Below are 19,099 nucleotides of genomic sequence, written 5' to 3'. Positions count from 1 at the left end.
GTGTGTCGTCCTCCGCGTCAGGCGCGGCGGCCCTTGACGATCTGCTCCTGGTTCACGTCTTCGGCCCCCGCGGCAGCGACATCTTCGCGGCCCGGCTTGTTGATCGCCTGGCCCTTGCCGCCCTGGAACTCGAGCACGAACTCGTCGACCACCGTCTCGAGCTCGGCGACGATGTCGTCGCTGAGCACGTTGGTGTCGCGCAGCTTCTGCAGGATCGACGTGCTGCGGCCGAGGTAGTCGAGCAGATCGCGCTCGAAACGCAGGACGTCCTCGACCTCGATCGTGTCGAGCTTGCCGTTCGTGCCGGCCCAGATCGAGACGACCTGCTCCTCGACCGGGTACGGCGAGTACTGCGGCTGCTTGAGCAGCTCGGTCAGACGCGCGCCGCGGGCCAGCTGGCGACGCGAGGCGGCGTCGAGGTCTGAGGCGAACATCGCGAACGCCTCGAGCGACCGGTACTGGGCGAGTTCGAGCTTCAGCGTGCCCGAGACCTTCTTGATCGACTTCACCTGAGCGTCACCGCCGACGCGCGACACCGAGATGCCCACGTCGACCGCGGGACGCTGGTTCGCGTTGAAGAGGTCCGACTGCAGGAAGATCTGGCCGTCGGTGATCGAGATCACATTCGTCGGGATGTAGGCCGAGACGTCGTTGGCCTTCGTCTCGATGATCGGCAGACCGGTCATCGAGCCCGCACCGAGCTCGTCCGAGAGCTTCGCGCAGCGCTCGAGCAGACGCGAGTGCAGGTAGAAGACGTCGCCGGGGTACGCCTCGCGGCCCGGCGGACGACGCAGCAGCAGCGAGACGGCACGGTAGGCCTCGGCCTGCTTCGACAGGTCGTCGAAGATGATCAGGACGTGCTTGCCCTCGTACATCCAGTGCTGACCGATGGCCGAGCCGGTGTAGGGGGCGAGGTACTTGAAGCCCGCGGGGTCGGATGCCGGAGCCGCCACGATGGTGGTGTACTCCATGGCGCCGGCCTCTTCGAGCGCGCCCTTCACCGAGGCGATGGTCGAGCCCTTCTGGCCGATGGCGACGTAGATGCAGCGGACCTGCTTGTTGACGTCGCCCGACTCCCAGTTCGCCTTCTGGTTGATGATCGTGTCGATCGCGATCGCCGTCTTGCCGGTCTGGCGGTCGCCGATGATCAGCTGACGCTGACCGCGGCCGACCGGGATCATCGCGTCGATCGCCTTGATGCCGGTCTGCATCGGCTCGTGCACGCTTTTGCGCTGCATGACGCCGGGCGCCTGCAGCTCCAGGGCGCGGCGGCCGACGGTCGCGATCTCGCCGAGACCGTCGATCGGGCTGCCGAGCGGGTCGACGACGCGACCGAGGTATCCCTCGCCGACGCCGACCGAGAGCACCTCGCCGGTGCGGGTGACCTTCTGGCCGGCCTGGATGCCCGCGAAGTCACCGAGGACGACGACGCCGATCTCGTTCTCGTCGAGGTTCTGCGCGAGGCCCTCGACGCCGTTATCGAAGCGGACGAGCTCGTTCGCCATGACGCCGGGCAGACCCTCGACGTGGGCGATTCCGTCGGCCGCGTCGACGACGGTGCCGACCTCGGTCGCGGCGGCCCCGGTGGGCTCGTACGCGGCGACGAAGTCTTTCAGCGCGTCACGGATGACATCCGGGCTGATGGACAGTTCTGCCATGGTGTTCCTTCGGTCCTGAGTCTGTGGGTCCGGATGCGTCCGGCCGGTCCGCCCCAGCGGGCGGGAAGTGGGTCAGCCCGCCAGTCGCTGGCGGAGATCGGAGAGGCGGGAGGCGACGGTGGCGTCGATGACGTCGTCGCCGATCTCGATCCGCAGCCCGCCCACGACCGCGGGGTCGACGAGCAGGTTGAGCGACACGACGGTGCCGTAGCGGCTCGAGAGCGTCTCGGTCAGTCGTACCCGCTGCTGATCGCTCAGCGGTGCGGCCGCGCGGACCGTCGCCACGACGCGACCCCGCTGGCTCGAGACGATGCGGATGGCGCGGTCGAGGAGCTGGCGAACCCGACGCTCCCGCGGCCGCTGCACGATCGCCGAGGCGATCAGACGCGTCGCCGCGCTGGCGCGACCATCGAGCAGGCGCTCGACGAGCGCGCCCTTCGACGCGTTGTCGCCGAGACGGCTGCCCAGCGCGAGCTCCAGGTCGGGGTTCGCCGCGACCGTGTGGAGCACGCCGAACAGCTCGTTCTCGACGTCGCCGGTGTCGGCGACGGCGGCCACGCGGATCGCGAGCTCCTCGACGGCGTCGACGAAGTCGTCGACCGACGACCACCGCTGCGCGACAGCCGTCCGCAGCAGAGACACGGCCTGCGGGCTGAGGGTCGATCCGAACACACCGGAGACGACCGCGTCGCGGGCCTGCGGCGACGCCGCCTTGTCCGTCAGCGCGCCGCTCAGCTGCGACGAGTCCGCCAGAGCCCGCGCGGCGACGAACAGCTCGCCGGACACGTCGAGCGTCAGCCCGCCGGTCTCGCCGACGGCTGCCGTCGTCGCGGCGAGTGCCTGAGTGGTCGCGCTGCCCATCAGTTCGACGCCTTCTCGGAGGTCTCGAGCTCGGCGAGGAAGCGGTCGACGACGGCCTGGGCCTTCGCGTCGTCCGACAGGGTCTCGCCGATGACGCCGCCGGCGAGGTCGAGTGCGAGCGTGCCCACCTCGCTGCGGAGCGAGACTGCCGCGGCCTGGCGCTCGGCTTCGATCTGGGTGTGGGCCGCGGCGGTCAGGCGCTCGGCCTCGGCCGAGGCGTTCTGCTTGGCGTCGCTGACGATCTTGCGACCGTCCTCGCGCGCCGCGTCGCGGATCTCGCCGGCTTCCTTGCGGGCCTCGGCGAGCTGGGCGGTGTACTCCTCGAGCGCCGCCTCAGCAGCACGCTGGGCCTCGTCCGCCTTCGCGATGTTGCCCTCGATGGCGGCGCTGCGCGCGTCGAGCACCGTGTTCAGGCGCGGCAGCGCGTAGCGCACGACGACGAAGATGATGACGACGAAGCACACCGCCGACCAGATGATGTCGTAGTACGCCGGAAGGATCGGGATCTGGTCCGATCCCCCCTCCTCCGCGGCAAGCGTGACAAGAGCCTTCAGCATCCTGTCTCCTTATCTGTGGGTCGCGGTCGGGATCAGAGCGCGCCGAAGATGAACGGCGTGACGATGCCGATCAGCGCGAGGATCTCGATGAACGCGACACCGATGAACATGGTGCTCTGCAGGCGGCCGGCGAGCTCGGGCTGACGGGCGGTCGACTCGATGGTCTTGCCGATCATGATGCCGAGGCCGATGGCCGGGCCGATGGCCGCGAGGCCGTAGCCGACGGTCGCGATGTTTCCGGTGACGGCGGCAAGAACAGTCGTAGCGTCCACTGGATTTTTCCTTTCGTAGGGCGAGCAGCCGGGTGGCTGATCGTCAGTGCTCTTCGGCGACAGCGAGCTGGATGTAGACCGCGGTCAGGATCGTGAAGACGTATGCCTGGAGGATCGAGACGAAGATCTCGAAGATCGTGAAGGCGAAGCCCATCGCGAGCGTTCCCGCGGCGAGGGGGGTGAAGGCGTTGAGGCCCATCAGGAAGAACTGCGTCGCCGAGAAGAACAGCACGAGCATGAGGTGGCCGACCATCATGTTCAGCAGGAGTCGCAGGAAGAGCGAGACCGGCCGGGCGATGAAGGTCGAGATCAGCTCGACGAGGGCGATGATGGGCAGGAGGTAGATCGGCACGCCGCTCGGCACGAGCGAGTTCTTGACGAACCGGCCGACACCGTGGCGCTTGATACCCGCGTAGATGAACATGACGTAGGCCACGATCGCGAACACCAGCGGAGCGCCGGCGACCGACGTCCCCGGGATGTTCGCGAAGGGGATCACGCCGGTCAGGTTCATGAACAGGATCGTGAAGAACATCGCGGTCAGCAGCGGCAGGAACCGCCGGCCGTCCTTCTCGCCGAGCACCTGGTACACGACCTGCTCGCGGACGAACCCGAAGCCGAACTCGACGATGCTCTGGAAGCGGCCCGGAACGACGGAGAGTCGCCGGGTGCCCAGCACGAGGAAGAGGACCAGCAGCGCAGTCGCGATGACCTGCAGCATGCTGATGCGCGTGAATTCGAAGGGGGTTCCCTCGAACAGCAGCGCCGGCGGGAAGAAGTCGGAGATGGACGGCGGATGGAACTCGTTGTCCGATGCCGCCAGTGCGACAATCGTCGTCGCTTGAGTCAACGTGTTGGCTCCAGCTTCTCGGGCCAGCCGTGACTAGCTCGGTGAGGGTCAGAAGAGAACAACTCCAGCGGGGCCTCAGTGTCGCCACTGCCCACCAGCCGCAGAGTGTACTCCCACACTATCAAACCTTCACCGTCTTCCTAATCGGTCGGCCGATCATTCCTGGTCCCGCAGCGACTCCGCGGTCGGAAGGGTGACGTCCGATGCCCCCGAGAGCCGCATCCGGCTGAGGACGACCATGTCGACGGCGAGCGAGGCGACGGCGGCGACGATGACGGCCAGGGCGAAGATGCCGCGCACGAGCCAGTCGACCTGGAACAGGACGAGCAGGGCGATGATCACCAGCACGAACTTGAGCAGCCAGCCGCCCAGCACCACCGCGAAGAAGATCTGCAGCCACTGCGGGTGTCCGTACCAGCGGTTGCCGAGAAGGATGCTGAGCGCGGTGAAGGCCGGGAAGATGACCCCGACGAGGGCGCCGAGCGCGCCGCTGGCCGCGCCCTCGCCACCGGCGACGAAGAAGCCGATGAGCGCCATGACGCCCGCGATCACGAGGCCGACGCCGAGACCCCACAGAAGGGAGGCGCGCAGCAGCGGAGTGCTCGAGATGCTGTGGCGGCCCGACGGGTCGGGCGTGGAACGGGAGTCGGGGACGGGAGAAGTCACGGGACGGGCTCCTTCGGGATCGGGGCGGGTCGGGTGGGTCGGGCGGGGATGACGGTCACGACGATGCAGGCGATGACGCCGACCACCAGGAAGCCGGCGCCGAACAGGTAGTCGCCCGGCCAGGCGGCTGTCGTGCCGATGTACATCAGGAGCACGGAGAGGCTGACGATCGTGGTCCAGGCGTAGAAGACCAGCACGGCGTCACGGTCGCTGTGCCCCATGTCGAGCATGCGGTGGTGGAGGTGCTTCCGGTCGGGAGAGAACGGCGACTTGCCGCGCGACATGCGCCGCAGCACCGCCATGCCGAAATCGAGCAGCGGCAGGAGCACGACGACCACCGGCAGGAGGATCGGGATGAAGGCGCCGAGCAGCTGCGAGCGCCCGAAGACGTCGTTATCGCCGGTCGGCGGCACGAGGGTTCCGGTCACGAGGATGGCCGACGACGCCATCAGCAGGCCGATCATGAGCGCGCCGGAATCGCCCATGAAGAGCTTGGCCGGGTTCCAGTTGAGTGGCAGGAAGCCCGCGCAGACCCCGAGCAGGACGACGGCGAGGAACGACGCCAGGTTGCTGTAGCTGCTGCCGCCGAAGTCGCGTCCGAGCAGGTAGGTGTAGGTGAAGAAGACGCCGTTCGCGATGAGTGCGACGCCGGCGACCAGACCGTCGAGACCGTCGATGAAGTTGACGGCGTTCATCACGATCACGATCGAGAACACCGAGATCGTGAAGCTCGCGGCGCTGGAGACCACCGTCTGCCCGCCGATCGGGAGCGAGTACAGCTGCACTCCCCCGAAGCCCACGATGATGCCGGCCGCGAGGAACTGCGCGCCGAGCTTGATGAGCCAGTCGAGGTCCCACAGATCGTCGGCGACGCCCACGGCGACGATGAGGGCGGTCGCGCCGAGGATCGCCCAGATCGGCTCGGGCTCGGCCCAGAAGATCGCGAAGAACGGGATCTGCGACGACGTCAGGATGACGGCGGCGGCCCCGAGGAACATGCCGACCCCGCCGAGGCGGGGCGTCGGCGTCTTGTGCACGTCGCGCTCGCGGATGCCGGGGTACAGCTTGTACCGGAGGCTCACGCGCCACACCGCCCACGTCAGCCCGAAGGTCAGGAGGGCGGTCACGACGAAGGTGGCGAGGTACAGCCTCACGCGCTGCTGCCGGCCGGATCCGGGCCCGGCGTCCGGTTGGCCGCCTCCGGATGCTCCGGCTCGGCGTCGGGTTCGAGCAGATCGCCGAGGATGTCGCGGAGGGCCTCGCGGCTGACCGCGCCGTCTCGGAGGACGCGCACCGGCTGCGGGTCGGGTCCGACGAGCGGCGTCGCATCGATGATGGTCGAGGCGACGCCGGTGGCGACCACGCCGCCGTCGAGGTAGACCGAGACGCTGTCTCCCAGCATCCCGATCGCGTCGTCGATCGAGATGGCGGCCGGCTTGCCGGTGAGATTGGCGCTGGAGACGGCGAGCGGGCCGCACTCCTCGAGCAGCTCGAGGGCGAAACGGTCGGCGGGCATGCGGACCGCGACGGTGCCGTGCGTCTCGCCGAGGTCCCACGACAGCGATGGCTGTGCGGGGAGGACGATGGTCAGTCCCCCGGGCCAGAACGCCTCGACGAGGCGTTCGACCGGCTCGGGCACCTCGGCGACGAGCGCGCGCATCGTCGCGATCCCGGCCACGAGCACCGGCGGCGGCGACTGGCGTCCCCGCCCCTTGGCGGCGAGCAGCTTGGCGACGGCCGACGCGCTGAAGGCGTCGGCGGCGACGCCGTAGACGGTGTCGGTGGGCATGACGATGACGTCGCCGCGGCCGATGGCCTGGCGCGCCTGACGCATGCCGGGGAGAACCTGCGTCTCATCGCGGCAGTCGAAAACGGGAGACATGTCGGCCCCAGTCTACGGCGCCCGCGCCGCGGGTTCAGGAGCGGACGGCCGTCGTCGTCCGGTCGCGCATCGTCAGATCCGGGTGCGTCGCGGCCGCGGTCCAGCCGTCGCCGGTGAGGATGCCGCGGATCGCCGCCCCCTGCAGCTCGCCGTGTTCGATGACGATCGACCCGCCGGGGTGCACGAGGCGCTGCCCGACGCGCGAGAGCACGCGGACGACGTCGAGCCCGTCCGGACCGCCGTACAGGGCGGCCGGCGGATCGAACAGGCGCACCTCGGGATCGCGCGGAATCGCCTCGTCGGGCACGTACGGCGGATTCGAGACAAGCACCGACACCGTGCCGTCGAGCTCGGGGAAGGCGTGCTCGAGGTCGGCGAATGCGAGGTGGGCGTTCGGGGCGGCGACGGCGGCGAAGTTCCGCGTCGTCCAGGCGTACGCGTCGGCGGAGTTCTCGGCGGCGAACACCCGGGCGTGCGGCACCTCGGTGGCCAGCGCCAGGGCGATCGCCCCCGAGCCCGTGCCGAGGTCGACGGCGACGGGTTCCGGTGCCGCGACGGCGCGGAGGAGGTCGATGGCGATCTGCGCGACGATCTCGGTCTCGGGCCGCGGCACGAAGACCCCGGGTCCGACGTTCAGCTCGAGGTGTCGGAACGCGGCGGTGCCGGTCAGATGCTGCAGCGGCTCCCGCCGAGCCCGGCGCGAGACGAGGGCGCGGATGCGCTCGACCTGCTCACCCGCGACCCCGTCGCCGCGGAGGCGGGCAGCCGCGAGCTGCCCCCGTCCGGTCTCGAGGACGTGCGCGACGAGCAGGTCGGCATCGACCTCCGGGGTCGGCACGCCGGCGGCGGCGAGGACGTCCGCGGCCTCGCGCACGAGGGCGTCGAGTCGCAGGGCGGGATCGGCTGGGGTCGTCATGGGCGCCGACCAGCCTAGTCAGGCGGACGCATTCGTCACATTCAGCGCTCGCGCACACCCGCGACAATAGGCTGAAGCCGACTCCGGCCGCCCCGCGGCACCGCACGCAACTCCCGAAAGGCAGACATGTCCGATCCGGTCACCCACGGCATCCACCCCGACATCACCACCGCGTACGGCAACACCCCGCTGGTCCGCCTGAATCGTGTCAGCGAGGGCCTGCCCGGCACGATCCTCGCCAAGCTCGAGTTCTACAACCCCGCATCGTCGGTCAAGGACCGCCTCGGCATCGCGATCGTCGACGCCGCGGAGAAGGCCGGCGCACTGCAGCCCGGCGGCACGATCGTGGAGGGGACGAGCGGCAACACGGGCATCGCGCTCGCGATGGTCGGTGCCGCCCGCGGCTACCGCGTCATCCTCACCATGCCCTCGTCGATGTCGATGGAGCGCCGCCTGCTGCTGAAGGCCTACGGCGCGGAGCTCGTCCTCACCGACCCGTCCCTCGGTATGAAGGGCGCCGTGTCGGAGGCCGAGAAGATCGCCGCCGAGACGCCGGGCGCCGTGCTCGCGAAGCAGTTCGCGAACGAGGCGAACCCCGAGGTGCACCGCCGCACGACGGCCGAGGAGATCCTGCGCGACACCGACGGCCAGGTCGGCTACTTCGTCGCCGGCATCGGCACGGGCGGCACCATCACGGGTGTCGGACAGGTCCTGAAGGAGCGCGTGCCCGACGCGAAGGTCGTGGCCGTCGAGCCGAAGGACTCCCCCCTCCTGACGGAGGGCAAGCCGGGTCCGCACAAGATCCAGGGCATCGGCCCGAACTTCATCCCGCCGATCCTCGATCAGGGGGTCATCGACGAGGTTCAGGACGTCACCTTCGACGATGCGATCCGCGTCGCACGCGAGGTCGCCACGAAGGAGGGCATCCTCGTCGGCATCTCCTCGGGCGCCGCCGTCTGGGCGGCCCTGCAGGTTGCTGCCCGTCCCGAGGCCGAGGGCAAGAACATCGTCGTGATCATCCCCTCGTTCGGTGAGCGCTACCTCTCCACGCCGCTGTTCGAGGGCCTGCGCGAAGACTGATGATGAGCCTGGGAGCACGCATCCGCGAAGACCTGGCCGCCGCGAAGCTGCGGGACCCCGCGGCGCGCAGCGGTCTGGAGATCGCGCTGCTGTATCCCGGGCTGCACGCCGTGTGGTCGCACCGTGTCATGCACCGGCTGTGGCTCCGGCGCGCGCGCTTCCTCGCGCGCGCCGGGTCGCAGCTCACCCGGCTGGTCACCGGGGTCGAGATCCACCCTGGCGCAACGATCGGCCGCCGGTTCTTCATCGACCACGGGATGGGTGTCGTCATCGGCGAGACCGCCGTGGTCGGCGACGACGTGATGCTCTATCACGGCGTCACGCTCGGCGGTCGCACCCGTCACGCCGGAAAGCGGCATCCGACCCTCGGGGACGGCGTCGCCGTCGGGGCCGGCGCGAAGATCCTCGGCCCGATCACGATCGGCGCGGGCAGCGTCGTGGGGGCGAACGCGGTCGTCACGAAAGACGCACCCGCGGACTCGGTGCTCGTCGGGGTGCCCGCGCGCCCGCGCGCCCGCCGCGAGGGCGAGGACACCCGCGCGATCCTGACCGCCCCCGAGTACCACATCTGACTCCCCCGCCCGCCGTTGCCCCGTCGACTCGCCGCAAACAGCGGGTGCGGGGGCCGTCGGACCAGCAGAATCTGGCGAGTCGACGGATGAGGGCGAGGGATCAGTCCTCGGCGAGGGCGGCTAGACGAGCCTCTTCGTCGGCGGCGATGCAGCTCTCGACGATCGGGGCGAGAGCGCCGTCCATCACCTGATCCAGGTTGTAGGCCTTGTACCCCGTGCGGTGATCGGCGATGCGGTTCTCGGGGAAGTTGTAGGTGCGGATGCGCTCCGACCGGTCCATGCCCCGGATCTGCGAGCGACGGGCGTCGGATGCCGCGGCATCCCGCTCCTCCTGCTGCTTCGCCAACAGCCGGGCACGGAGCACGCGCATGCCCGCCTCGCGGTTCTGCAGCTGACTCTTCTCGTTCTGCATCGACACGACGATGCCGGTCGGGACATGGGTGATCCGCACGGCGGAGTCGGTCGTGTTGACGGACTGACCACCCGGCCCGGACGAGCGGAAGACGTCGATCTTGAGATCATTCGGATCGATGTGGATCTCTTCGGGCTCGTCCACCTCGGGGAAGACGAGCACGCCCGTCGTAGAGGTGTGGATCCGCCCCTGCGATTCGGTGGCCGGCACCCGCTGGACGCGGTGCACGCCGCCCTCGTACTTGAGGTGAGCCCACACGCCCTGGGCGGGGTCCGACGAGGATCCCTTGATCGCCACCTGAACGTCCTTGTAGCCGCCCAGATCGGACTCGTTGCGCTCCAGGAGCTCGGTCTTCCAGCCCTTCGAGGCGGCGTACTGCACGTACATCCGCAACAGGTCGGCGGCGAACAGCGCCGATTCGGCGCCGCCCTCCCCCTGCTTGATCTCCATGATCACATCGCGTGCGTCATCGGGATCACGCGGGATCAGCAGGCGGCGGAGCTTCTCCTGGGCCGCCTGCAGGCCCTCCTCGAGGGCCGGCACCTCGGCGGCGAAGGCATCGTCCTCGCGCGCGAGCTCGCGAGCCGCGTCGAGGTCGTCGGATGCCGCGACCCACGCGTCGTGGGCCGCGACGATCCGCGAGAGCTCGGCGTAGCGCCGGTTGACGCGCTTCGCTCGGGCCGCGTCGGCGTGCACCGCGGGGTCGGAGAGCTCCTCCTGCACCGCGCGGTGCTCGTCGATCAGCGCCCGGACGGACTCGAACACGATCAGCGGATGCAGTTCTCGTGCCCGTTGCCGTGGCCGCCGCCGGCAGCGGGGATCGACTTCTGCATCTGCACGAGGAACTCCACGTTCGACTGCGTCTCCTTGAGCTTGTCGAGGATGACGCCGAGTGCGTGCTGCTGGTCGAGGCCTGCGAGCGCGCGGCGGAGCTTCCAGGTGATCTTGACCTCGTCGGCCGAGAGCAGCATCTCCTCGCGACGCGTCGACGACGCGTTGACGTCGACGGCGGGGAAGATGCGCTTGTCGGCGAGCTGGCGCGACAGGCGCAGCTCGCTGTTGCCGGTGCCCTTGAACTCCTCGAAGATGACCTCGTCCATCTTGGATCCGGTCTCGACGAGCGCCGTCGCGAGAATCGTCAGCGAGCCGCCGTTCTCGATGTTGCGCGCGGCGCCGAAGAAGCGCTTGGGCGGGTACAGCGCGGAGGCGTCGACGCCACCGGTCAGCACACGACCCGAGGTCGGGGCCGACAGGTTGTAGGCACGTCCGAGGCGCGTGATGGAATCGAGCAGCACGACGACGTCGCGGCCGAGCTCGACGAGGCGCTTCGCGCGCTCGATGGCGAGCTCGGCGACCGTCGTGTGGTCCTCGGCGGGGCGGTCGAACGTCGAGGCGATGACCTCGCCCTTCACCGTGCGCTGCATGTCGGTGACCTCTTCGGGGCGCTCGTCGACGAGCACGACCATGAGGTGGACCTCGGGGTTGTTGTGCGCGATGGCGTTCGCGATCTGCTGCAGGACGATCGTCTTGCCCGCCTTCGGCGGTGCCACGATGAGGCCGCGCTGTCCCTTGCCGATCGGCGCGACGAGGTCGATGATGCGCTGAGTGAGCTTCTCGGGACCGGTCTCGAGACGCAGCCGCTCCTGGGGGTACAGGGGCGTGAGCTTGCCGAACTCGACGCGCGTCGCGGCATCGTCGACCGACAGGCCGTTGATCGAGTCGACCTTCACGAGCGCGTTGTACTTCTGGCGCCCGGACTGCTCACCCTCGCGCGGCTGCTTGATCGCGCCGACGACGGCGTCGCCCTTGCGGAGGTTGTACTTCTTGACCTGGCCGAGGGAGACGTAGACGTCCTGCGTGCCGGGGAGGTATCCGGTCGTGCGCACGAAGGCGTAGTTGTCGAGCACGTCGAGCACGCCCGCGATCGGAACCAGGACGTCGTCCTCGTTGATCTCGGTCTCGAACTCGTCGCCGCCACCGGTCTGGCCGCGGCGCTTGTTGCGCTGACGGCCCCGTCCGTTCCCGGCGTTGTCGTCGTCGTCGGCCGGGCCGTTCTGGTTCTGACCCTGGTTGCCGTTCTGCTGGCCCTGGTTGCCGTTCTGCTGGCCCTGGTTGCCGTTCTGCTGGCCGCCGGCGGAACCGCCCTGGCCGTTCTCCTTGTTGCGGTTGCGGTTTCGGCTCCGACTGCGGCTCCGGCTGCGGCCGGTCGACTCACCCTCGCCCGCCTCGGCGCCGGGGGCGCTGTCGTCGGAGTCGGACCCCGATGCGGTCGTGCTCTCGTTCTCGGCCGAGGTCTCAGCGTCCGACACGGTCTCGGGAGCGGCCTCAGCGGCCTCAGCGGCGGCGGGCGTCGTCTCGGCGGCGGGAGCTGCGTCGTCGGCGGCGTCGACGGCCGCGTCCTTCTTGGCGTTCCGGCCGCGGCCGCGGCCGCGCGCCGGCTTCTTCGGCGCCTCCTCGGCGGCCGGCGCATCCTCGGCGGCGGGCGCGTCCTCAGCGGCGGGAATCTCGGCAGCCGCGGTCTCGGCGGCGGCGGCGGGAGCCTCGGAGGCGGGAACCTCGGCAGCCGCGGTCTCGGCGGCGGGAGCCTCGGCGGTGGGCGAAGCGTCCGCGGCATCAACGGGCTTCTCGGCGGGGACGTCGGTGCTCTTCGCGCGACGGGGTGCACGCTTGCGCGGCGCCTTGACGGGCTTCTCGGCCTCGACGGCGGGGGCGTCGGCCTCGACGGCGGGGGCGGCGTCCTCGACGGGTGCGGCCGCGGTCTCCTCGACCGGCGCGGCGGCCTCGGGCGCCGTCTCCTCGGCGGGAGCGGAGTCGACGCTCTCAGCCGCGGTCGTGTCGTCGACGATGGTCTCGTCGGCGGCGGGGACGTCGACGGTCTCGTCGACGGTCGGGTTCTCGGAGTTGGACTCCACGAGTTCTCCTCTTGCACAGTGGATGTGGCAGAACCGCGTCCGACCCCGTCCACGGCGGGCGTCATCGCACCTGGCACGCTCTTCCGGCTGGACGCGCGGGGCGTGGATCAGGTGTGTTCGCGGTGATTCGCAGAATTGCGACGGAGGCTCAGATCACGGTGACGTGGAACCCTCCGTATGGTCCCTCACCATACCACCCCGCACATCGACGGCGAGCATGCGTGCGTCCCACGGCGTTTCCGTGATATCAGCGGCGATCTCGGCCGCGAGGAGGCGGCGTCCGGGACCGTCGGCGAGCACGAGCACACTGGGTCCCGCACCCGAGACGACGGCCGCGAAACCTTCCGCGCGCAGCGCACGGACGAGCCGATCGGTCTCGAGCATCGCCTGAGCCCGGTACGACTGGTGCAGCTTGTCCTCGGTGGCCGCGAGCAGGAGGTCGGGGCTCTGCGTGAGCGCCGCGATCAGCAGCGCCGAGCGCGAGAGGTTGAAGACGGCATCCTCGCGCGTGACCTGCAGCGGAGCGAGTCCGCGGGCGACCGACGTCGACATCGTGAACTCGGGAACGAACACGAGGGGCGCGACACCGCGGTGCACGAGGAGCTTCTTGTGCTGCGGGCCGCGCTCGTCGACCCACGCGATCGTCAATCCGCCGAACAGCGCGGGCGCGACGTTGTCGGGGTGGCCTTCGAGCTCGGTCGCGAGGCGCAGCAGGGCGTCCTCGCCGATCTCGACCTCGCCCGCGAGAAGGCCCTTGGCGGCGAGCAGCCCCGCGACGACGGCCGCACCGGACGAGCCCAGGCCCCGGCCGTGCGGGATCGCGTTCACCGCCTCGAGACGGATGCCGGGAAGCGTCCGGCCGAACGCCTCGTACGCGTACGCCATCGCGCGCACCACCAGGTGCGACGCATCCGTCGGCACATCGTCCGCGCCTTCGCCCGAGACGGCGATCTCGAGGCCGGGCCGGTCGAGCTGGGTCACGATCAGCTCGTCGTACACGCTCAGCGCGAGACCGAGGGTGTCGAAACCGGGGCCGAGGTTGGCGCTCGTCGCCGGCACCCGAACCGCGACCGATCGGGTCACGCCGACGCCTGCGGTGCGAGCTCGAGGACGGAGGCGACCTCGCTCGTGGTGGCGTCGACGACGATGGGCTCGGCGTCGGTCCCGTCGGGGTTGCGCAGCGCCCACTGCGGATCCTTGAGGCCGTGACCGGTGACGGTCAGCACGACCTTCGCGCCCGCGGGCACGACGCCGGCCTCGGCACGATCGAGCAGGCCGGCCACCGAGATCGCGGAGGCGGGCTCGACGAAGACGCCGGCAGTGCTCGCGAGCAGCTTCTGCGCCGCGAGGATGCGGTCGTCGTCGATCGCGCCGAACCAGCCGTCGGTCGCGTCGCGCGCCTCGAGGGCGAGGTCCCACGAGGCCGGATTGCCGATGCGGATCGCCGTGGCGATCGTGTCGGGGTTCTTCACGACCTCGCCGCGGACGAGAGGCGCCGAACCGGCCGCCTGGAAGCCGAACATCCGCGGAACGCGGGTCGAGGCGCCGCGAGCGGACTCCTCGCGGTAGCCGCGCGAGTAGGCGGTGTAGTTGCCCGCGTTGCCCACCGGGATGAAGTGGAAGTCCGGCGCGTCGCCGAGCTGCGACACGACCTCGTACGCGGCGGTCTTCTGACCGTCGATGCGGTCGGGGTTGACCGAGTTCACCAGGTGCACCGGGTAGTTGTCGGCGAGCTCGCGCGCGATCTCGAGGCAGTCGTCGAAGTTGCCGCGGATCTGGATCAGCGTGCCGCCGTGCGCGACGGCCTGGCTCAGCTTGCCCATCGCGATCTTGCCCTCGGGAACGAGGACCGCCGCGGTGATCCCGGCATGCGCCGCGTAGGCCGCGGCCGAGGCGGAGGTGTTGCCGGTCGATGCGCAGATCACGGCCTTCGCACCGTGCTCGACGGCGCGCGAGAGAGCGACCGTCATGCCACGGTCCTTGAACGAGCCCGTCGGGTTCATCCCTTCGAACTTCACCCAGACGTCGGCACCGGTGATGCGCGAGAGCTCGCGGGCGTGCACGAGCGGCGTGCCGCCCTCGCCCAGGCTCACGACGGTCGACGCGTCGGTGACGTCCAGCCGGTCGGCGAACTCGCGCAGGACTCCCTGCCAAACATGTGCCATGTCAGTCTCCTTCCACCCGCAGCACCGAGACGACCCGCTGGACCACGCCGCTCGCACCGAGTGCGTCGACGGTGTCGCTGAGGTCCTGCTCGCGTGCCGTGTGGGTTCCGATCACCAGGCGCGCCGTCTGCGCGTCGTCTCCGGTGACGATGGTCTGTTCGAGCGTCGCGATCGACACGCGCCCGTCGCTGAGGACGCCCGCGACGGCCGCGAGAACGCCGGGGCGATCCTCGACCTCGAGCGTGATCTGGTAGCGGGTCACGACGTGCCCGATCGGCACGACCGGGAGATTCGCGCGCGTCGACTCCCCCACTCCGACCCCGCCGGCGATGTGTCGGCGCGCGGCCGAGACGACATCGCCCAGAACGGCGGATGCGGTCTGCACGCCGCCGGCGCCGGCTCCGTAGAACATGAGGTCGCCCGCGGCCTCGGCCTGCACGAACACGGCGTTGTTGGCGCCGTGGACGCTCGCCAGCGGATGCTCGCGCGGAACGAGCGCGGGGTACACCCGCACCGAGATCGACTCGCCCGACGGCGAGACCTCGGCATCGGCGAGGCGCTCGCACACCGCGAGCAGCTTGATGACGTAGCCGGCCTTGCGGGCGGCATCCATCATGTCGGCGTCGATCCGCGTGATGCCCTCGCGGTGCACCGCGCTCAGCGGCACGGCGGTGTGGAAAGCGAGCGAGGCGAGGATGGCCGCCTTCTGCGCCGCGTCGTAGCCCTCGACATCGGCGGTCGGGTCGGACTCGGCGTATCCCAGCGCCTGCGCGTCGGCGAGCACGTCGGCGAAATCGGAGCCCTCGCGGTCCATGCGGTCGAGGATGTAGTTCGTCGTGCCGTTGACGATGCCCATGATGCGCTGGACGCGGTCGCCGGCGAGCGAATCGCGCAGCGGTCGGATGATGGGGATCGCACCGGCGGCGGCGGCTTCGTAGTAGATCGACGCGCCCACCTGGTCGGCCGCCTCGAAGAGCTCCGGCCCGTGAGTGGCGAGGAGGGCCTTGTTCGCCGTCACGATGTCGGCTCCGGCGCCGATCGCCTGCAGGATGCTGGTCCGCGCCGGCTCGATGCCGCCCATGAGTTCGATGACGATGTCGGCCCCGACGAGCAGCGGCTCCGGGTCGGTCGTCAGCAGCTCGCGCGGCAGGTCGACGTCGCGCCGCGCATCGAGGTCGCGCACCGAGATGCCGACGAGGTCGAGGGCGGCTCCGGCCCGATCGGCGAGCTCGTCTCCGTGCTTGAGCAGCAGCGCGGCGACCTGCGAGCCGACGGCGCCGGCTCCGAGCAGGGCCACGCGCAGGCGGCGGTAGTCCGTCATTCGGCTCCTTCGGTGAGGATGCCCGCGTCGCGCGCGAGCAGATCGTCGATCGTCTCGCCGCGCACGATCACCCGGGCGAGGCCGTTCGAGACCGCGACGACGGGCGGGCGGGGGACGTAGTTGTAGTTGCTCGCGAGCGAGAAGCAGTATGCGCCGGTCGCCGGCACGGCCAGCAGGTCGCCCGGGGCGACGTCGCCGGGCAGGTACTCGGCGTCGACGACGATGTCGCCCGACTCGCAGTGGCGGCCGACGACGCGCGTCAGGGCGGCCGGCTCGGCACTCGTGCGGCTCGCGATGCGCGCCGAGTACGCGGCACCGTAGAGCGCCGGACGCGCGTTGTCGCTCATGCCGCCGTCGACGCTGACGTACAGCCGCGTCAGATCGTCGGCGACCCGCACCGCTTTGGTCGTGCCGACCTCGTAGAGCGTGATGCCCGCTCGGCCGACGATCGCGCGACCGGGCTCGAATGCGAGGATCGGGAGCGGGATGCCGCGCTCGGCGCACTCGCGAGCGACGGCGTCGACGATACCGTCGGCGAGGTCCTCGATGTCGGTGGGGTCGTCGACGCTCGTGTAGGCGATGCCGAAGCCTCCGCCGAGGTTCAGGACGGGGACGTCACCGCCGGTCAGCAGGCGCGCGTGGACCTCGACGAGTCGCGAGGCGGACTCGGCGAAGCCCGCGGTGCCGAAGATCTGCGAGCCGATGTGGCAGTGCAGACCCAGGAAGCGCAACGACGGCAGTTCGCGGATGCGGGCGACCACCGCGTCGGCGTCGGTCAGAGCGAATCCGAACTTCTGATCTTCGTGCGCCGTCGCGAGGAAGTCATGGGTCTCGGCGTGGACGCCGCTGTTGACGCGGACCAGCACGGGCTGGACGGCGCCGCGCTCCGCGGCGATCTCGGCGAGGCGGTCGATCTCGACGAGGCTGTCGACGATCACGGAGCCGACGCCGAGCTCGACGGCGCGAGCGAGCTCGACGCGCGACTTGTTGTTGCCGTGGAGGCCGATCCGCGCGGGGTCGGCACCGGCGGCGAGGGCGACGGCGAGCTCCCCGCCCGTCGCGACGTCGACCGCGAGTCCTTCCGCGGTGACCCAGCGGACGACCTCGGTGCTCAAGAAGGCCTTGCTCGCGTAATAGACGCGCGCGGTCGTGCCATGGCGCTCGGCGGCGGCGTCGAACGCGGCGCGCACCCGGCGGGCCTGCGCCATGACGGCATCCTGGTCGAAGACGTAGAGCGGAGTGCCGAACCGCTGCGCGAGGTCGGTGACCGGGGCGCCGCCGATGGTCAGCACTCCGTCGTCGCCGCGAGCGGCTTCGGGCGGCCACACGGCCTCGACGAGCGCATTCGCATCGTCGGGGACGAGGAGCCATTCCGGCACGGCGGGGCGGACGTCGGACGCGGACACGGGAGCACCAATCGGGAAGAGCGTTTCGACCGTCCGGCAGACGGGGCCGCGACGGTGCCGCCAGTCTAGGACACACCCTGCACCGGCCTCGTCCGCGTGACGTCCGGCGACCTCGCTGCGATCTTCTTCTCACTGCGCTCGCACGACCCTCGGGCGGGGTGGGATGTCAGAAGGGTGGCGGGGGTTCGGGTGGCGGCCGGTCCGCGACGAACTCGGGGGTGAAGCACACCGACGGGACCGGGAGATCCTCCCGGTAGCCCCGTCCCGTCGGGGACGTCCACTGGATCACCCCGCCACCGAGCTGGACCACGAGCCAGTCGGCGAACTGCTTCATCGAGTGGTGCCGTTGGCACAGGCTGCACAGGTTCGACTCGCACGTCGGCCCGCCGAGGGCGTGGTCGATGGAATGGTCGAGTTCGCAGCGGATCGCGGGCAGGTGGCATCCCGGCCACCGGCAGTGCCGGTCACGGGCTTGCAGCATCCTCCGCAGTGCCGCGGGTGGTCGGTACTGGTCCACGTGCGTCACGGTCTTGGTGGTCGCGTCGAGGGAGACCCGGTCCCACAGGGTGGCGTCTCCGGCGAGGGTCCGGGCGGTGTCGGCGTCGATGAGTCCGGCGCCGACGAGCTCCGCGGCACGGTCGTCCTTGCCGGAGAGGGTGTCGGCCGTCACAACGAGCTGCACCCGGGCGCGGATCGCGCCGAGCGAGGTCTTCCCATCGACACCGTGCGTGGGGTCTATTGCGGGTCCGCCGGTGAGGCCGAGATCGCACAGCACGTCCGCCCGAACCTGCTGGCGGGTGCGGGTGTCGGGCTCGTGTTCATCACCTGCGGCCCGCGCTTCGGCGGCTGCTTCCTTCGCGGCGTCGATCGTCGACACGGCCATCTGGTTGAGCCGGTCATCGATCGCGAGCAGCAGGGTGGTCGCCCCGCGCAGGGTGAGCTCGGACATCCCGTCGCCGAGGTCCCGCAGGTACACACCCCGGTCGGCCACAGCGGCTTTGTGACGTTCCGTGAACGTCCGGGCCGTGAAATGCTGCGCCAACGACTCCAACGCCGGATGCACCCGCGCCGGGACATCGCGTTCCGCGACGGCGATCGCGGCTTCCTGCCACTCGTCGTGGTTCTCGTCGGGGATGTTCCGACCCAGCTTCACCACATCGTCGACATGCTTGGCCGTCAGCCGGCCGTCCTCCCACGCGACCAGGACGAGCGGGTTCGCATCGACGATCTCCAGCGCCCGGCCGATCTCGTTCTGCACCCGCCGGTCCCCGCACCGCGCGATCGCCGCGAACTCCGCCGCCACCGCCCGGAGCTGCATGTCCGTCTCGCGGCCGAGCAGTCCGTTCCGGCGGGACATCGACAGGGCTTCACGGCCGAGGACGGCGAGTTTGCGCAGGTGCGCGATCTCCGCGGCATCCCGAGCCCGCAACACCTCCACAGCGCCGTCGAGTTCGGCGCGGATGCGCGCCCACGACTCCTCGTCGCTGCTCGATCGGTTCGTCCCCATGTACTACATCGTGCCATCCGGCACCGACGCGACATGAGAACATAACCTCGATCTGTGGACAA

General features: G+C 70.2%; 18 protein-coding genes. 2 read left to right on the top strand and 16 right to left on the bottom strand.

The annotated features are described in order from the left end of the window. Positions 1 to 17: 17 nt before the first annotated feature. The 9 genes from atpA to prmC all read right to left on the bottom strand — a co-directional run bounded on the left by atpA (position 18) and on the right by prmC (position 7,662). A complete protein-coding gene (gene atpA / locus F6B42_RS05690; RefSeq protein WP_150418562.1) occupies positions 18 to 1,658 on the bottom strand; it encodes a F0F1 ATP synthase subunit alpha in 1,641 nt (546 codons plus the stop codon). Positions 1,659 to 1,730: 72 nt separating this feature from the next. Next, complete coding sequence (locus F6B42_RS05685) at positions 1,731 to 2,519, bottom strand: F0F1 ATP synthase subunit delta (RefSeq protein ID WP_150418561.1); 789 nt, start codon at positions 2,517 to 2,519, stop codon at positions 1,731 to 1,733. Next, on the bottom strand, positions 2,519 to 3,076 hold the full coding sequence (locus tag F6B42_RS05680; protein WP_150418560.1) for a F0F1 ATP synthase subunit B: 558 nt from the start codon (positions 3,074 to 3,076) through the stop codon (positions 2,519 to 2,521). The genes F6B42_RS05685 and F6B42_RS05680 overlap by 1 nt, the downstream gene beginning before the upstream one ends. A gap of 32 nt (positions 3,077 to 3,108) precedes the next feature. Continuing rightward, complete coding sequence (gene atpE / locus F6B42_RS05675) at positions 3,109 to 3,348, bottom strand: F0F1 ATP synthase subunit C (protein ID WP_150418559.1); 240 nt, start codon at positions 3,346 to 3,348, stop codon at positions 3,109 to 3,111. Between the two features lie 43 nt (positions 3,349 to 3,391). After that, entirely contained in the window at positions 3,392 to 4,198 is an 807-nt protein-coding gene (gene atpB / locus F6B42_RS05670) for a F0F1 ATP synthase subunit A (RefSeq protein ID WP_223878361.1), read from the bottom strand. Positions 4,199 to 4,354: 156 nt separating this feature from the next. Continuing rightward, on the bottom strand, positions 4,355 to 4,864 hold the full coding sequence (locus tag F6B42_RS05665; RefSeq protein ID WP_223878360.1) for a hypothetical protein: 510 nt from the start codon (positions 4,862 to 4,864) through the stop codon (positions 4,355 to 4,357). Continuing rightward, entirely contained in the window at positions 4,861 to 6,018 is a 1,158-nt protein-coding gene (locus F6B42_RS05660) for an MraY family glycosyltransferase (RefSeq protein ID WP_150418557.1), read from the bottom strand. The genes F6B42_RS05665 and F6B42_RS05660 overlap by 4 nt, the downstream gene beginning before the upstream one ends. Next, positions 6,015 to 6,746 (bottom strand): L-threonylcarbamoyladenylate synthase, encoded by a 732-nt coding sequence (locus F6B42_RS05655; RefSeq protein ID WP_150418556.1) that lies wholly within the window; start codon positions 6,744 to 6,746, stop codon positions 6,015 to 6,017. Before F6B42_RS05655 ends, F6B42_RS05660 begins: the two co-directional genes overlap by 4 nt. A gap of 34 nt (positions 6,747 to 6,780) precedes the next feature. Then, positions 6,781 to 7,662: a peptide chain release factor N(5)-glutamine methyltransferase gene (gene prmC / locus F6B42_RS05650; protein ID WP_150418555.1), complete on the bottom strand. Its 882-nt coding sequence runs from the start codon at positions 7,660 to 7,662 to the stop codon at positions 6,781 to 6,783. A gap of 126 nt (positions 7,663 to 7,788) precedes the next feature. On the opposite strand from prmC, the gene cysK reads away from it, so the two are divergent. Next, positions 7,789 to 8,742 carry a cysteine synthase A gene (gene cysK, locus F6B42_RS05645; protein WP_150418554.1) on the top strand — a complete coding sequence of 318 codons (954 nt, stop codon included), beginning with the start codon at positions 7,789 to 7,791 and terminating at the stop codon, positions 8,740 to 8,742. 2 nt (positions 8,743 to 8,744) lie between these two features. Next, on the top strand, positions 8,745 to 9,314 hold the full coding sequence (gene epsC / locus F6B42_RS05640; RefSeq protein ID WP_150418553.1) for a serine O-acetyltransferase EpsC: 570 nt from the start codon (positions 8,745 to 8,747) through the stop codon (positions 9,312 to 9,314). Between the two features lie 100 nt (positions 9,315 to 9,414). Here the strand turns inward: epsC and prfA are convergent, their stop codons facing one another. From prfA to F6B42_RS05605, 7 genes are all read right to left on the bottom strand, one after another. After that, positions 9,415 to 10,491 (bottom strand): peptide chain release factor 1, encoded by a 1,077-nt coding sequence (prfA, locus tag F6B42_RS05635; protein ID WP_150418552.1) that lies wholly within the window; start codon positions 10,489 to 10,491, stop codon positions 9,415 to 9,417. 2 nt (positions 10,492 to 10,493) lie between these two features. After that, positions 10,494 to 12,638: a transcription termination factor Rho gene (rho, locus tag F6B42_RS05630; protein ID WP_191089272.1), complete on the bottom strand. Its 2,145-nt coding sequence runs from the start codon at positions 12,636 to 12,638 to the stop codon at positions 10,494 to 10,496. A gap of 153 nt (positions 12,639 to 12,791) precedes the next feature. Beyond that, positions 12,792 to 13,721: a homoserine kinase gene (gene thrB, locus F6B42_RS05625; protein WP_150418551.1), complete on the bottom strand. Its 930-nt coding sequence runs from the start codon at positions 13,719 to 13,721 to the stop codon at positions 12,792 to 12,794. Further along, on the bottom strand, positions 13,718 to 14,803 hold the full coding sequence (gene thrC, locus F6B42_RS05620; protein WP_150418550.1) for a threonine synthase: 1,086 nt from the start codon (positions 14,801 to 14,803) through the stop codon (positions 13,718 to 13,720). Before thrC ends, thrB begins: the two co-directional genes overlap by 4 nt. 1 nt (position 14,804) lies before the next feature. Then, a complete protein-coding gene (locus F6B42_RS05615; protein ID WP_150418549.1) occupies positions 14,805 to 16,124 on the bottom strand; it encodes a homoserine dehydrogenase in 1,320 nt (439 codons plus the stop codon). Then, positions 16,121 to 17,530: a diaminopimelate decarboxylase gene (gene lysA, locus F6B42_RS05610; RefSeq protein ID WP_150418548.1), complete on the bottom strand. Its 1,410-nt coding sequence runs from the start codon at positions 17,528 to 17,530 to the stop codon at positions 16,121 to 16,123. The genes F6B42_RS05615 and lysA overlap by 4 nt, the downstream gene beginning before the upstream one ends. A gap of 166 nt (positions 17,531 to 17,696) precedes the next feature. Then, the gene (locus F6B42_RS05605; protein ID WP_150418547.1) at positions 17,697 to 19,037 is read right to left on the bottom strand and encodes an HNH endonuclease; all 1,341 of its coding nucleotides are present in this window, start codon (positions 19,035 to 19,037) and stop codon (positions 17,697 to 17,699) included. Positions 19,038 to 19,099 lie beyond the last annotated feature (62 nt).

Origin of the sequence: Microbacterium radiodurans, assembly GCF_008710705.1 — a bacterium.
Taxonomy (GTDB): domain Bacteria; phylum Actinomycetota; class Actinomycetes; order Actinomycetales; family Microbacteriaceae; genus Microbacterium; species Microbacterium radiodurans.
The sequence above is the reverse complement of the archived record's forward strand: the minus strand, read 5'-3'. Positions and strand labels throughout refer to the sequence as shown.

Bases quoted from the DNA above. Each gene is read 5' to 3' on its own strand.
- atpA (WP_150418562.1), bottom strand. From the start codon at position 1,658: ATGGCAGAACTGTCCATCAGCCCGGATGTCATCCGTGACGCGCTGAAA.
- F6B42_RS05685 (WP_150418561.1), bottom strand. From the start codon at position 2,519: ATGGGCAGCGCGACCACTCAGGCACTCGCCGCGACGACGGCAGCCGTC.
- F6B42_RS05680 (WP_150418560.1), bottom strand. From the start codon at position 3,076: ATGCTGAAGGCTCTTGTCACGCTTGCCGCGGAGGAGGGGGGATCGGAC.
- F6B42_RS05655 (WP_150418556.1), bottom strand. From the start codon at position 6,746: ATGTCTCCCGTTTTCGACTGCCGCGATGAGACGCAGGTTCTCCCCGGC.
- prmC (WP_150418555.1), bottom strand. From the start codon at position 7,662: ATGACGACCCCAGCCGATCCCGCCCTGCGACTCGACGCCCTCGTGCGC.
- cysK (WP_150418554.1), top strand. From the start codon at position 7,789: ATGTCCGATCCGGTCACCCACGGCATCCACCCCGACATCACCACCGCG.
- epsC (WP_150418553.1), top strand. From the start codon at position 8,745: ATGAGCCTGGGAGCACGCATCCGCGAAGACCTGGCCGCCGCGAAGCTG.
- thrC (WP_150418550.1), bottom strand. From the start codon at position 14,803: ATGGCACATGTTTGGCAGGGAGTCCTGCGCGAGTTCGCCGACCGGCTG.
- F6B42_RS05615 (WP_150418549.1), bottom strand. From the start codon at position 16,124: ATGACGGACTACCGCCGCCTGCGCGTGGCCCTGCTCGGAGCCGGCGCC.
- F6B42_RS05605 (WP_150418547.1), bottom strand. From the start codon at position 19,037: ATGGGGACGAACCGATCGAGCAGCGACGAGGAGTCGTGGGCGCGCATC.